Raw genomic sequence first — 14,045 nt, forward strand, 5'->3', positions numbered from 1 at the left:
TCGGAGAGGGGCGGCATTGGCCGCCCCTTTTCATTCGCGGATATCAAGCCAGGCCCGAACCGTCTTCCCGGCGAGTTCGGGTTTTTCATGATGGACCCAGTGCCCGGCCCCCGGCACGGTCATCAGTGTCAGGTCATTTTCGGCATAGTTCCAGCTATTGTCATGTCCGGAGGTCGCAAGCGCCACATCATCCGTTCCGTGTATGATGAGGGTCGGCGCCTTCACCTTCGGCAGGGCATCCGGGTCCGCGGGGCGAGGCCCCGTGCCTTTCGGGAAGGCTTTGCGGTACATGTTCATCATGCCGCGAAAGCTGGAGCGCTCGAAGGCGGCGCGGTATTTTTCGATTTTCGCCTCATCTTCGAGCTTCATGATGCCGAGGATCTTGTCCACGCTTAAACGATCTTCCGACCCTTCGGTCTGGAAATTCCGGGCATACTGGCTGCGCTCTTTCTGCTCAGGGTTGGCGCCGATCTCCTGACGGAAGAGGACGGGGTGCGGTGTTGAAAAAACGATCAGGTGACTGACAAGCTGGGGTGAGAAAATCGCCAATTGCCAGGCAAGCGCGCCGCCGAAATCATGCCCCATGATGATCGCGCGCTCCTCCCCCTCGGCGCGGATGACTGCCGCCACATCGGTGCACAGCGTCCTGATGTCATAGGCGTCAACATCATCAGGCTGGTCTGAGAGGTTATAGCCGCGCAGATCCATCGCCGCGACGCGATAGCCGTCTTCAAGATAGGGGAGGATATCATCCCAGCTGCCATGGTAATCAGGAAATCCGTGTACGGCAACAATCAGCGGGCCATCGCCCCCGACGCTGTAATGAATGCGGATGCCGTCATTCTCGGCAAATTTCGATTGGCGTGTCATGCGCGCAGAATGGCACATATCGCAGCCTGCGCGTAGGGCAGAGTTCATGGGGGGCAGGCCCGGGGCGACGAATGTAGAGATCCGCCAAAAAAGCAGATCCCCGCTGGAGTTCAGCCCGGACCTGATCCGGGCCGGGGATGAGCGGCGCCTTGGGTGGGAGAAAAACTCGCTTAGTGCAGCGTTTCTGACCGCATTTCCTTGTCGAGGCGTTTGACGGCCTTCTGGACTTTCTCGAAAGCGCGCACCTCGATCTGGCGGATGCGTTCGCGGGAGACATTATACTCCGTGGACAGCTCTTCGAGCGTCTTGGGCTCTTCGGCGAGGCGGCGCTCGGTGAAGATATGCCGTTCGCGTTCGTTCAGCTCCCCCATGGCCTGTTGCAACAGGTCCATTCGGGTGTCGAATTCGTCTTCGCGGGCCAGCTGGGCCTCGGCATTGACGGCATCTTCATCGACAAGCCAGTCCTGCCATTCCGCACTGCCGCCATCTTCGCCCTGACGCATCGGCGCGTTGAGCGAATTGTCCGATCCCGACATACGCCGGTTCATCGAGATAACGTCACCCTCGGAGACACCGAGCTTGGTCGCGATATGCTCGACTTCTTCCGGCTTCAGATCACCATCATCGACAGCGTCGATCTGGCCCTTGATCTTGCGGAGGTTGAAGAAGAGCTTTTTCTGCGCGGCCGTCGTGCCGATTTTCACAAGGCTCCAGCTGCGCAGGATATATTCTTGGATCGAGGCGCGGATCCACCACATCGCATAGGTCGAAAGGCGGAAGCCCTTGTCCGGATCGAATTTCTTGACCGCCTGCATCAGGCCGACATTGCCCTCGGAGATCACTTCGCCCGTCGGCAGTCCATAGCCGCGATAGCCCATGGCGATTTTCGCAACGAGCCGGAGGTGAGACGTGATCAGCTGCTGGGCAGCATCAGGGTCCTGATGCTCCTTGAAGCGTTTCGCCAGCATGAATTCCTGATCTTTTTCAAGCATCGGGAATTTGCGGATTTCGGACAGGTAGCGCGAAAGGCCCCCTTCCGGGGTCAGGGCAGCACCCGTCGACGTAGTCAGCGCATTGGCCATGGTAGTATTCGTTCCCTCGGAGCGGGCATCACGCCTAACATGGCGAAAAGAGCGATGCCCGCTAATTTCCGGTCATTTGGTGTTTATCTGCCGCCAAGAAAAGAGGGCGGCGCGCAATAGTTTATTCGATCCTGCGCAAACGGGGGTTACTCTTCGAGTATCTACGGGGAATTCCGATCTCTTCTTATAGTTGACGCAGTACGTCCCGCAGCTTCTCAAAATCCTTGGGCGGGTCGGTTTCGAACCGCAGCTCCTCGCCGGTCAGCGGGTGCTCAAAGCCTAGGATTGCGGCGTGCAGCGCCTGGCGCTTGAACTTTGCAACGACGGCGAGGGCTTTTTCGGCCGCCTCATCGCTGGGCCTCAGCCCCGGAATGCCGGGCCGGCCATAAAGCGGATCGCCGACCAGCGGATGCCCGATATGGCTCATATGAACCCGGATCTGGTGAGTGCGGCCGGTCTCGAGCCGGCATTCAATCAGGCTGGCAATCGCATCGCCTTCGAGCTTCGCGCGGCCAATGCCGTAGGGCTCGATCCGTTTGAAATGGGTCGTCGCTTCTTTGCCCTCGGGCCGGTCAAAACCGACGACAGCCATTTTCTTGCGGTCCCCTGAGGAGCGCGCGAGCGGCCAGTCGATCGTGCCCATGGTTGGGCGCGGGCTGCCATGCACGATTGCCAAATAGGCGCGCTCAATATCGTGGGTCTGCCATTGCTCGGACAGGCCCTGATGCGCCCGGTCATTCTTGGCGACGACCATGACGCCGGACGTTTCCTTGTCGAGCCGGTGAACGATGCCGGGCCGGATCACTCCGCCAATCCCCGACAGCGTATCGCCGCAATGATAAAGAAGCGCGTTGACCAGCGTGCCCGACCAGTTCCCGGCGGCGGGGTGGACGACAAGGCCCGCCGGCTTGTTGATGACGATCAGGTCGCCATCCTCGAACAGGACATCGAGCGGGATGTCTTGCGGCTTCGGGGTTGGATCCTCTGGCGGCGGCGGAAGGAGGGTGAAGACCTCGCCTTCGCGCAACTTCCATTTGGGATCGGCAAAAACCTCGCCATCACGGGAGAGGGCGCCGCCCTCAATCATGGCTTTCACCCGCGCACGGCTGAAGGCGTCCGTCTGGTCGGAAATCCATTTGTCGAGCCGCGCGCCCGCATCTTCGGGGCCGACCGTGAAGGTCAAATCATCTGTCATGGGAAAGGGGAGGTGCGCGGGCCTGCGCTTTATGTCAAACGCCATCGCCATGACGGAAGAAACACAACACGACCTGCCCGAGAGCGGCCCCAATCTGATGGTCCTTAAGGGAATCGTCTGGGGGCTTGGTGTCCTGATCCTGATGGGCCTCGGCCTTGTCGCCTGGAAGATCTCGCAAGGGCCGGTCTCGACCGCGCCAAGAGAGGATCTTGCTCTGGTGATCGAGGAAGGCGACAGGATCGTCTCTTCGAGCATGGATAATGATCAGCTAATTGCTGTGATTGAGCGCGACGGAATGCCCCACCGCATCATGATAGTCGATATGCGGACGAATGAGGTGAAGGAAATTCCTGTGGAACGGCGCGTCCCCTGACGGAAATGTCATCACGTAACTGCGTGATACCCCTTTTTTGCCGGATATGGCATCCCATCTCTTCCTCAGGACGCGAGAGCGTTCCCGCGGGGCGCCGTTAATCCCCCCTCGTTCCCCCCTCAACGGCGTCCCGCACTCTCTCCTTTAATTCATTCAGAGGACTGTGCAGCGGCGACCTGCATGATGGGTTTTTCGTTGCGGTGCGGACGGTGCCGAAGGGCATCAAAAGCAAAGATCGCGACCGCGACCCAGATAAAGCCAAAGCAGATCTGGCGCGCCAGCGTGAAGGGCTCGCCGTCAACGACGGCAACAAGGAACTGCAGTGTCGGGCCGATGAATTGCAGGAAGCCCAAGGTCGCAAGCGTCAGGCGCCGTGCTGCCATCGCAAAGAACAGCAGTGGAATGACAGTCAGTGGCCCGGCGAGAGCGAGTAGGCCGACGAGTCCCGCATTTCCTGCAAGGCCCTGCTCCATCCCGGTGTCTTTTGTAGCGATCAAAAACCACAGCCAGCCCGCCGCGAAAGGCGCGAGCAACAGGGTCTCGATGAACAGGCCCGGCATGGCGCCGATCTGCACTTTCTTTCTGGCATAGCCATAGATTGTGAAGGTGATCGCGAGCGTGAAGGCGATGGTCGGGAAGACCCCGCCATAAAAAGTCAGCACAAGGACTCCAATGGTCGCGAGCACGACGGCGGCGATCTGCGCACGGCGCAGCTTTTCACCGAGGACGACAACCCCGACCAGCACATAAATCAGCGGATTGATGTAATAGCCAAGCGAGGCCTGCATCGTGTTTTCCGACTGAACGGCGGAGATATAGACAAGCCAGTTGAGTGCGATGACGGTTGCCGAAAGCAGTAACCACAGCATGACGCGCGGCGAGCGTAAGCCCGCCAGCACTTCGGGCCATTGCGACCGGCCCCAGATGATCAGCGCGCCGAAGGGCACGGCAAAAAGGATGCGGTCCGCGAGCACCTCATCCGCCGCGACACCGCGCAGCAGAATGAAATAGATGGGGAAGAACCCCCAGAACGTGTAGCAGAGGAGCCCCGACAGGAGCCCCGTTACTTGCGTATTTTGCTGTGTTTCGCTTCCCATGGGCACCCGATAGGCCCGAGGCGCATGAAGCGCTAGCGGTGATCGGACGATCTCTTCTAAAGGCCGTTCAACATTTCCTTCCAATCAAGACGCGTTCTTGCCCGGAGGGGAAAGCACCTTGACCGCTCGGCGCGTTTTCACCAGCTCGCCGAGCGTGCTATGATCAGAGGCACATGAGGGAAATGAGCAAATCTGCGATCGCGATGGCGGACCTGCCGCCGACGCGCTGCCATATCAGGCACGCGCTCGACCTTCTCAATGCCTCCGGCCTCGATACCGCCGAAGTCACCGGTGATCTGGGGCTTGCGCAGAATGCACTCGACCGTCAGTCAGGCGGCAGTCTGCCGCTGGCCGATTTCTTCCGTATAAGATCCTATATCGCTGCGCGGGTTCGCGATGAGACATGCAATATGTCGGCGCGCCAGCTCCTGCCCGGATCGACCGATTTCGTGATGAGCCATCTGCCGGCAGAAGGCACGCTGGCCGATGTCATGGGTATCGTCGCGCGGTCTTATAACCTCCTGCATGGCGGCGAATACAACAAAGTCGAAGAGCATATGGGGGAGGTTGTCTTTTGTATCGACGACCGGACTTTTCCCTATACGGTCAAAGATGACCTTGAGCCTGTCTATTTCGCGATGGAATCAACGCTGCTGTTCCTGCACGCGCTGCTGACCATTGTGGCGCCGGGGCAGGCTGCGCGCGGGCTGTCGCATCTGTCCGTGAGGCGCCTGCATAAGGAAGAGGCCCCGCATCTGGAATACTGGTCCGTGCCCGTCCGGTACGCCGCCGCCCGATACGAGGTTGCCTATAAGAGCGAGCATGCCCACCGGATCGTGCGCTTTCCGCCGCCCGAGCGGCTGACCAGTGACGCGATTGATTCCCAGATCCGTCGGCTGCTCGATGACGGGCCGACGACATTGCGGGATATGTCCGGCCCTGTTGTGGATCTTGTTCGGGAGCTGATCTCCCAAGGCACGATTGAGCAATCAGCCGTCTCTGATTCGCTCGGCATGAGCCCGGCGACCTTACGGCGTCGGCTGACGGCGGAAGGGGAGACGTTCCGGAACCTGCGGCGCGAAATCCTCGACCGGGAAGCAAAATCCCAGTTGCTGCAGGGGATGTCGATTACCACGCTGTCGGATCGTCTGGGCTTTTCGGATGTCCGCAGCTTCAATCGGGCCTTCAAATCCTGGAACGGCGTGACGCCAAAAACCTTCCAGGATGATGGAAATGTCAGTGACGCAAAAAGCACAGCGGATGAGGAAGCCTCATCTGACGGGCTTTGAGCGATATTGTTCACTGCGGTTGCGCGAAGCAGTCATATCGCCCGGATTCCTTGCCTCTTACTAATCAGGCTTAGAATTCACGCCTTGAGAAGCGTGTTTGTGGAGGGAATGATGTCTATCAATTCGATCAGCCGCACTCGTCGGCTCCGCACCCTTATTGCTGGTGCTTCTGTTTCTGCTCTTGCCACCGCGCTTCTGCCGGCCGTGACGGCTCAGGCACTTGCGGCCCAGGGCGCCCAGGAAAATGAAGACGTTATCGTCGTTAGCGCACGTCGCCGCGACGAGACGCTGCAGGACGTGCCGGTCGCCGTGACCGCTGCCACGGCCGAACAACTCGACAATATCGGCGCTGTCGACATCACGTCAGTCCAGCGCATCACGCCGAACGCGACCATCGAAGTCGCTCGTGGTTCGAACTCGACCCTGATCGCCTTCATCCGCGGCGTCGGCCAGCAGGACCCGCTTTGGGGTTTTGAGCCGGGCGTTGGTGTTTATATCGACGACGTTTTCGTGGCCCGTCCGCAAGGCGCTGTCCTCGACATCTTCGACCTTGAGCGCATCGAAGTGCTCCGTGGTCCGCAAGGTACACTTTACGGTCGCAACACCATCGGCGGCGCGATCAAATACGTCACCAAAGACCTCAACCTTGCTGCGCCGGAATTCAAAGCGCGCGTGAACGTCGGCACCTATGGCCAGTTCGATCAGGTTGTCTCTGCCTCTGTGCCGCTCGGCGATACATTCGCCATCGGCGGCGCTGTTGCCAATTACTATCGTCAGGGCTTCGGTGAGAACCTCTTCACCGGTGTCGATCACTACGACAAAGACGTGACGGCCTACCGCCTGAGCGCTCTCTGGCAGCCTGCTGACAATTTCAAAGTCGAAGTTTCAGTTGACGAAACGCAAGACGATTCAAACGCCAAGCACGGCCACCGCCTCGTGCCGAGCACGGATGGCACGTTCCAGGTCACGGACAATGTCTATGACACGCGTGCTGGTGCTGGCGACAAGAACTCGGTTGAAACCCGCGGCGTCTCATTGACGGCCGAGTGGGGTCTCAATGACATGCTCACGCTGAAATCGATCACGGCTTACCGCGAAGGCGAAACGGTTACCCCGATCGACTTCGACGCACTGCCGCAGATCGATTTTGACGTTCCGGCGATCTATGCTGACGATCAGTTCAGCCAGGAATTCCAGGTTCTGGTCAACCGTGACCGTCTCTCTGGTGTTGCCGGGATCTACTACCTCGACGGTAATGCATCGGGCGCCTTTGACGCGATCCTCAGCGCGCTAGGTCTGACGATCTACACCGCTGGTGACCAGACGAAAGAGAACTTCTCGATCTATGGTGACTTCACCTATGAAGTGACGGATCGTCTCGATGTCTCGCTCGGCGGGCGGTACACGGAAGATGAGACCACAGCAGACGTTCAGCGCGATGTCTGGCTCGGCCTCGGCTCCGGCTCGCTTGATCCGACGAACATGACGTCTGTCTTCTTCGCAACGCAGACGGGCTATCAGGGCCTCAACCGGACAGATGACAATTTCTCTCCGCGCGTGTCCGTTTCCTACGAAGTGTCGCCGACTCTGGATGTCTATGCATCCTATTCGGAAGGCTTCAAGGCTGGCGGTTTCGACCCGCGTGCCCGTGCTGACCTCGACCCGACCGGTGCTTCGCAAGAGGGTTTCGCACCTGAAACTGTCACAAGCTACGAAGTCGGTTTCAAAGGGGCGCTCGGCGACTCGAACCAGCTGACCTATGCTGTTGCTGCGTTCTTCGCTGACTACTCTGATCAACAGATCACGGTTCAGCGCGGCGTTGATACGGATAATGACAATATCAACGACACCTTTGTTTCGACGGTCTTCAACGCTGGTAAGTCCGAGTACAAAGGGCTTGAAGTTGAATCAGCCCTTCGTGTGACCGACAGCTTCACGGCGACGGCGATGATCGGCCTGATCGACGCTGAGATCGAAGAGATCATCTCTGGCGGGGTGAACGTTGCTGATCAGTACGTCACGCAGAACACGCCGGAATTCCAAAGCCGGTTCGGCTTCATCTATGAGCCGGTGGCAGATGTCTGGGGCGGTAACCTCCAGATCAACGGTTCTGCTGAATATCGTGACGAGTACAATCTCTTCAATATCGATAACGAAGGCAGCGCTTCGGGTGCCCTTGGTCTGCCGGCAGGCACGCCGCCGCTCGATCCGGAAGCCTACACGCTCTACAACATGTCCGTGAACTGGACGAGCGACAACGACCGCTGGAAACTCGGCCTGCATGGCCGGAACCTCGGCGATCAGAAGTATCGCGTGGCTGGCTATAACTTCTACGGTGCCGGGCAGCTCGGTGCTGATGGGGCCTATTCCGCCTTCTACGGTGCGCCGCGGACCTTCACGGCAAGCCTTGAGTTCCGCTACTAAGCGACTCTGAGGGGGGCGAGACGGAGGGGTGCGTCCCTGGCGCCCCTCCGTTTCTCTTTGTGGGCCATAGTGCCCTTCTGGAGGTGGTCACATGCGTTTAGTCAATGTTCTCGGTGTGCTGATTGTTCTCGCCGCCGGCGCGGGAGGGCTGTGGTACTGGCAATCTCGTGATGCGAGCCCGGTCGAGGAAACCGAGACGGTCAGTGCCGAGCCGGTCACCTCAGAACCCGTCGAGCGTTTCGTCGACGTGGCAGGGGCCACCATCCGCATCCGCGAGGAGGGGCCTGCCGATGCACCGGTCCTGCTTCTCCTTCACGGATTTACCTATTCACTTGAGACCTGGGATGGCTGGGCCGAAGAGCTGTCGGACCGCTACCGGATCATTCGCTATGACCTGCTCGGCCATGGCCTGACGGGCCCTGACCCACAGGAGCGTTATGCGCCCAAAGAACGCGCGCAATTCGTCGGTGAAGTGATGGATGCCCTCGAGCTCGATCATGCGATCATTGGCGGCAATTCGCTCGGCGGACTTGCGGCGTGGCGCTTTGCATCGATGTCGCCTGAGCGTGTCGATGCAATGATCCTTGTCAGCCCCGGCGCCTATCCGATGAATGGGGTTGGTGATGAGGCTGCACCCGTGCCGCCTGCACTCAGCATCTATCTTCAAACCGTGCCAGACATTGCGCTGCGCGCCTCCATTGCGCGGATCTATGCTGATCCTGCAAGCGTGCCTGAAGAACGCATTCAGGAAATCGGCGCCATGATGCGTCGCGAGGGTAATGGCGACGCGATGATCAAATCGCTCGAGGAATTCACCCTACCGGATCCCGAGGAAGACCTCCGTAAACTGACCATGCCGGTTCTCCTCCTCTGGGGTGAGGCCGATCAGGTGATCCCGCCTGAACATGCCGAACGCCTGATGGCGGTTCTGCCGGATGCAATGCTGATCACCTATCCGGGTGTCGGCCATGTCACCCACGAAGAGGAAACAGCGAAAAGCGCAGCGGATGTCGCCGCCTTCCTCTCAGATCACGGCCTGGAGAAATAATGTGACGACAAAGACAGCGGATCAGCACCCGTCTTCTGCTTACAGGGCCTATGTGCTCTTCATCCTTGTCGTCGTTTACACGTTCAACTTCATAGACCGGCAGATCATCGGTATCCTGAAGGAGCCGATCAAGGAAGATCTTGGCCTGACGGACAGCCAGCTCGGCCTGATGGGCGGGGTGCCGTTCGCGCTGTTCTATGCGACTTTAGGCATTCCGATTGCGTGGCTTGCCGACCGCACCAACCGGACATGGATCATGACCGCCGCCCTGACCATCTGGTCAGGCATGACGGCGGTCTGCGGGCTGGCCACCAGCTTCGTCGGCCTTCTCCTTGCCCGGATGGGGGTGGGTGCTGGCGAAGCGGGCGGGGTCGCCCCTGCCTATTCGCTGATTGCGGATTATTTCCCGCCGGAGAAACGCGCGCGCGCGCTTGCCATTTATGCCTTTGGTATTCCGATCGGCAGCGCCATCGGCATCGTTCTGGGCGGTGTGCTGCTCGATATCGTCGGTTGGCGGACAGCCTTTATCACCGTAGGTCTTTTGGGGGTCGTCATTGCGCCGATCTTCCTTCTCACCGTGCGCGAGCCAGTGCGCGGCGGCTATGACAAGCAGGGACAGGCCACCAAGGCGGCAGGCTTCTTTGAAGTCTTCTCTTACGTCTCGAAAAAGCCGAGCTTCTGGACCATGTCGGTCGGGGCGGCGAGTTCCTCGATGATGGGCTATGGCCTCATCTACTGGCTGCCGTCCTATTATTACCGCAGCTTTGGCGATGCATTGCCGGAATTCTTCTCATGGATGCCGGACTTCCTCGTGCCTGATAATCCGAGCCCGCTGCTTTATGCCTCATACTTTTATGGCGCGATCCTTCTCGTCGGCGGCATGATCGGCGTCTGGGCGGGCGGCGCGATCGCGGATGCCTTCGGCAAGAAGCACAAGGGCGCCTATGCGCTGATCCCGTCGATCGCCTTTGCGCTGACGGTGCCGTTCTTCCTTGCGGGCGTCCTGTCGAAATCGCTGCTGGTTGTGTTCATCGCCTTCCTCTTCATCCAGTCACTCAGCCTTGTCTGGCTGGGGCCGATCACAGCGGCGTTCCAGCATATCGTGCCGGCCAATATGCGGGCGACGGCCTCGGCGATCTTCCTCCTGATCAACAATCTGATCGGCATTGCGGTTGGCACACAGGTGATCGGCACGCTGTCCGATGTGCTCAAAGATCAGTATGGGGATGAGAGCCTGCGCTATTCGCTGCTCTGCGGCACGGTGTTCTACGCAATTGCCGCGATCCTGCTTTATATCTCGTCCAAACGCCTGAAGAAGGACTGGGTCAACTAGAGAGGTTTTCCTCCCCCTGTGGGGGAGGTGCCCGCAGGGCGGAGGGGGCACGACGCCCCAAGATGACCAGGGGACGGTACGCCCCCATCCCCTCGCGATGCTCGGGACTTCCCCCACAGGGGGAAGAAATTCTATCCCACCAACCCCCGGTTCACCAGAAGCTCCGCAATCTGAACGGCGTTGAGCGCCGCGCCCTTGCGCAGGTTGTCGGAGACGACCCAGATATTGAGGCCGTTCTCGACCGTCGGGTCGACGCGGATGCGGCTGATGAAGGTCGCAAAGTCGCCTGCGCATTCGACGGGGGTCATATACCCGCCATCCTCGCGCTTATCGATGACAAGGCAGCCCGGCGACTCGCGCAGGATGTCGCGTGCATCGTCATCGGAAATCTCTTCCTCGAATTCGATATTCACGGCTTCGGAGTGCCCGACAAAGACCGGTACACGGACGGCTGTCGCGGTCAGCTTGATCTTCGGGTCGAGGATCTTTTTGGTCTCGGCGACCATCTTGAACTCTTCCTTGGTCGAGCCATCATCCATGAAGACATCAATATGCGGGATCACGTTAAAGGCGATCTGCTTGGTGAAGTTCGCCGGGGTCGGCTCGTCATTGACGAAAATGCCTTTCGTCTGGGTGAAGAGCTCATCTGCGGCTTCTTTGCCGGCGCCGGACACCGACTGATAGGTCGAGACGACGACGCGCTTGATCTTGGCCTGCTTGTGAAGGGGCGCGAGCGCCACTACGAGCTGGGCGGTCGAGCAGTTCGGGTTCGCGATGATGTTCCGCTTGCGGAAGCCTTCGACGGCATCCGCATTCACTTCCGGCACGATCAGGGGAACGTCCGGGTCGAGACGGAATTTCGAGGAATTGTCGATGACGATGCAGCCGGCCTTTGCGGCCTTGGGTGCATACTCCGCGGAGACATCGCCGCCTGCCGCGAAGATCGCGATATCCGTGCCGGCAAAATCATATTGCGCGAGGTCTTTGCATTTGAGTGTCTTGTCGCCGTAGGAAACTTCACGGCCGAGCGAATTGCGCGAGGCAAGGGCGATCACTTCTTCTGCGGGGAACAGACGTTCCTCGAGAATGTTGAGGACTTCGTGCCCCACCATGCCGGTGGCGCCGACGACAGCGACTTTCAGGCCCATCACATATTTCCTTCGGATAAGAACAGCGCCCGGAGGTGCCGTTCGCGGCGTGCCGCGTCAAGGCATTGTGCGGGGAAAATCTCTCCGAACCCAGTAGTTTTCCTAAGCTTTCGTTTAATTTTTGCCGTCAATTCTTGGAGCAGGATCGTCTCATCAGCCGTATCCTGACCATGGTAGCGTTTCTGTTTGGCCAGTCACAAATAAACAGGTGAGTGTCATGTTGCGCGCCTTTGTCCTCTTCGTGATTACCCTCGGCATCTTTTCAGTGATCGGCGTCAATCTCTTTCGCCCGGTCGCCGAGGAACGCGCGCCGGCGCCTGACTATCTTGCGCTTTGCGGTCCTGAATATTCGCCGGAGACTTCGCGGACTTATTTTGGGCCGAAGGAAATCTCCCGCCCGCCGCTGGATGGTGAGAAGTTCGAGATCACCAAAAGAAGCCGGTCATTTGAGGAATTTGCCGCGCGGCGCAGCGATGCAGGCTCGCTCGGCAACGATATTTACCGCGGGCGCGGGCTCGATGACTATTTCTTCTCCGGCCCCGGGGATGATGCGATGATCAGTGGCGACGGCAAGGATCTCTTTGATGCGGGCGAGGGGGATGACTGCCTGATCTCGACAGGCGGGCATAACCGGCTGATCAGCGGGCCGGGCAGCGATCGCTATATCATTGTTGATGCGCCGGGCATGAGCCGGACGGACATTATTTCCGATTTCGACGTCAATCGCGACCGGATCATCCTTGTTGGCTTCGATCCTGACGAGCTCTCGATCCAGAGCATGATCCGCGAGATGGAAGTCGAGGGAGGCCGCCAGACGGCCGTGATATCGCCCACCCACCGGCTGATCTTTGAGAGCCAAGAAGAAATCTCAATCCGGCCCGGGAATTTCGTGATCCGCTAGGCCGGAGCGGCATTTTGAGCGGCGCGGGCTTACCTAACCAAACTTTTGGGATCCGCTTGCCTCGCCAGTGTCACAAATTCCGTGTTATTGCGGCACGGAACGGGCGGGACGGCGATTCGCCCCCGCGATAGAGTTGGGCACGAGGAGCAGGTCTTCATGGAAGAAACGGTTGAGGTGACGGGCGAGCTCGGCACCGATTTCTCGATCTGGGGGCTGATCGCCCAGGCAGATATCGTGGTGCAGGGCGTCATGCTGCTGCTGGTCGTCATGAGCGTATGGTCCTGGGCCATCATGATCGACAAATCGATGACCTTTGGTTCTATCAAGAGCAAGGCGAAGCGCTTTGAGGACCAGTTCTGGTCCGGCAAGTCGCTCGATGATCTTTATCGCCGCCTTCGCGAGCGCGCTGACCATCCAATGGCGCGGGTCTTCGTTTCCACCATGGATGAGTTTGGCCGTGACCGGCCGGCAGATGGCGGACGGCTCGTCCCCGGTGCTTCCGAGCGACTCGACAAGGTCGCGCATGTCGCGGTCAACCGTGAGCTTGAAGGCGTGCAGAAGAACCTCTCTGTCCTTGCGACCATCGGGTCGGCAGCGCCTTTCATTGGCCTTTTCGGCACGGTTTGGGGGATCCTCAACGCGTTCCGCGGGATCGGCATGTCGGGTGATGCGAACCTCGCCGTTGTGGCGCCCGGGATCGCCGAAGCGCTCTTTGCGACCGCGCTCGGCCTTGTCGCCGCTATCCCGGCGGTCATCGGCTATAACCGCTATGCGGCCATGCTGAATTCCTACGCGACGCGCCTTGAGGGCTTTGCGACGGAGTTCACGACCATCCTTTCACGCCGTCTCGGCGGCGGGCAGGGCTGACGCCATGGTGATGGGCCTCAAACAGCAAGGCGGGCGGGGCAAGTTCTCGCCTATGGCGGAAATCAACGTCACACCCATGGTCGATGTCATGCTCGTTCTGCTGATTATTTTCATGGTCGCCGCCCCCCTCCTGACGGTGGGGATCGAGGTGAACCTGCCTGATACCGAGGCGCAGAACCTTTCCGAGCAGACCGAGCCGCTGACGGTGTCGGTAACGGCGGAGGGCAATATCTTCGTGCAGGACACTCAGATTGAATATGACAATCTCGTCCCGCATCTGACGGCGATTGCGCAGGCCGGCTACGATCAGGCGATCTATGTCCGCGGCGACAAGGATGTCGACTGGGATCGCGTCGCCAAAGTTCTCGGGCAGCTCTCGAAAGCGGGCTTCCGTCAAATCAGTCTGGTCACGGATTAA

Annotated in this window: 13 protein-coding genes; 8 read left to right on the top strand and 5 right to left on the bottom strand. The window is 59.4% G+C overall.

The features are described from left to right. Window positions 1-30: 30 nt before the first annotated feature. The 3 genes from DX908_RS11635 to DX908_RS11645 all read right to left on the bottom strand — a co-directional run bounded on the left by DX908_RS11635 (window position 31) and on the right by DX908_RS11645 (window position 3,147). Window positions 31-870 carry an alpha/beta fold hydrolase gene (locus DX908_RS11635; RefSeq protein WP_158548717.1) on the bottom strand — a complete coding sequence of 280 codons (840 nt, stop codon included), beginning with the start codon at window positions 868-870 and terminating at the stop codon, window positions 31-33. Between the two features lie 170 nt (window positions 871-1,040). Beyond that, a complete protein-coding gene (gene rpoH / locus DX908_RS11640) occupies window positions 1,041-1,952 on the bottom strand; it encodes an RNA polymerase sigma factor RpoH (protein WP_116392495.1) in 912 nt (303 codons plus the stop codon). A gap of 184 nt (window positions 1,953-2,136) precedes the next feature. Further along, window positions 2,137-3,147: an RluA family pseudouridine synthase gene (locus DX908_RS11645; protein ID WP_199564695.1), complete on the bottom strand. Its 1,011-nt coding sequence runs from the start codon at window positions 3,145-3,147 to the stop codon at window positions 2,137-2,139. A 31-nt stretch (window positions 3,148-3,178) separates the two neighbouring features. On the opposite strand from DX908_RS11645, the gene DX908_RS11650 reads away from it, so the two are divergent. Further along, a complete protein-coding gene (locus DX908_RS11650; protein WP_147303789.1) occupies window positions 3,179-3,520 on the top strand; it encodes a hypothetical protein in 342 nt (113 codons plus the stop codon). Window positions 3,521-3,669: 149 nt separating this feature from the next. Here DX908_RS11650 and rarD read toward each other — a convergent pair whose 3' ends face one another. Beyond that, window positions 3,670-4,617 carry an EamA family transporter RarD gene (gene rarD / locus DX908_RS11655; RefSeq protein ID WP_116393085.1) on the bottom strand — a complete coding sequence of 316 codons (948 nt, stop codon included), beginning with the start codon at window positions 4,615-4,617 and terminating at the stop codon, window positions 3,670-3,672. A gap of 182 nt (window positions 4,618-4,799) precedes the next feature. On the opposite strand from rarD, the gene DX908_RS11660 reads away from it, so the two are divergent. From DX908_RS11660 to DX908_RS11675, 4 genes are all read left to right on the top strand, one after another. Beyond that, window positions 4,800-5,906 (top strand): helix-turn-helix domain-containing protein, encoded by a 1,107-nt coding sequence (locus tag DX908_RS11660; protein ID WP_158548718.1) that lies wholly within the window; start codon window positions 4,800-4,802, stop codon window positions 5,904-5,906. Window positions 5,907-6,014: 108 nt separating this feature from the next. Continuing rightward, window positions 6,015-8,330, top strand: a complete 2,316-nt coding sequence (locus DX908_RS11665; RefSeq protein WP_233508682.1) for a TonB-dependent receptor — start codon at window positions 6,015-6,017, stop codon at window positions 8,328-8,330. A gap of 91 nt (window positions 8,331-8,421) precedes the next feature. Beyond that, window positions 8,422-9,378 (top strand): alpha/beta fold hydrolase, encoded by a 957-nt coding sequence (locus DX908_RS11670; protein ID WP_116392498.1) that lies wholly within the window; start codon window positions 8,422-8,424, stop codon window positions 9,376-9,378. Between the two features lies 1 nt (window position 9,379). Next, window positions 9,380-10,711: a spinster family MFS transporter gene (locus tag DX908_RS11675; protein WP_199564696.1), complete on the top strand. Its 1,332-nt coding sequence runs from the start codon at window positions 9,380-9,382 to the stop codon at window positions 10,709-10,711. A 131-nt stretch (window positions 10,712-10,842) separates the two neighbouring features. Here the strand turns inward: DX908_RS11675 and DX908_RS11680 are convergent, their stop codons facing one another. Next, window positions 10,843-11,859 (bottom strand): aspartate-semialdehyde dehydrogenase, encoded by a 1,017-nt coding sequence (locus tag DX908_RS11680; protein WP_116392500.1) that lies wholly within the window; start codon window positions 11,857-11,859, stop codon window positions 10,843-10,845. Between the two features lie 217 nt (window positions 11,860-12,076). Here DX908_RS11680 and DX908_RS11685 point away from each other — a divergent pair, with 217 nt between their 5' ends. The 3 genes from DX908_RS11685 to tolR all read left to right on the top strand — a co-directional run bounded on the left by DX908_RS11685 (window position 12,077) and on the right by tolR (window position 14,045). Next, the gene (locus DX908_RS11685; RefSeq protein ID WP_116392501.1) at window positions 12,077-12,760 is read left to right on the top strand and encodes a calcium-binding protein; all 684 of its coding nucleotides are present in this window, start codon (window positions 12,077-12,079) and stop codon (window positions 12,758-12,760) included. Window positions 12,761-12,916: 156 nt separating this feature from the next. Beyond that, on the top strand, window positions 12,917-13,627 hold the full coding sequence (gene tolQ / locus DX908_RS11690) for a protein TolQ (protein ID WP_116392502.1): 711 nt from the start codon (window positions 12,917-12,919) through the stop codon (window positions 13,625-13,627). A gap of 4 nt (window positions 13,628-13,631) precedes the next feature. Next, window positions 13,632-14,045 carry a protein TolR gene (gene tolR / locus DX908_RS11695; protein ID WP_116392503.1) on the top strand — a complete coding sequence of 138 codons (414 nt, stop codon included), beginning with the start codon at window positions 13,632-13,634 and terminating at the stop codon, window positions 14,043-14,045.

The sequence above is a fragment of the Parvularcula marina genome, assembly GCF_003399445.1.
Taxonomy (GTDB): domain Bacteria; phylum Pseudomonadota; class Alphaproteobacteria; order Caulobacterales; family Parvularculaceae; genus Parvularcula; species Parvularcula marina.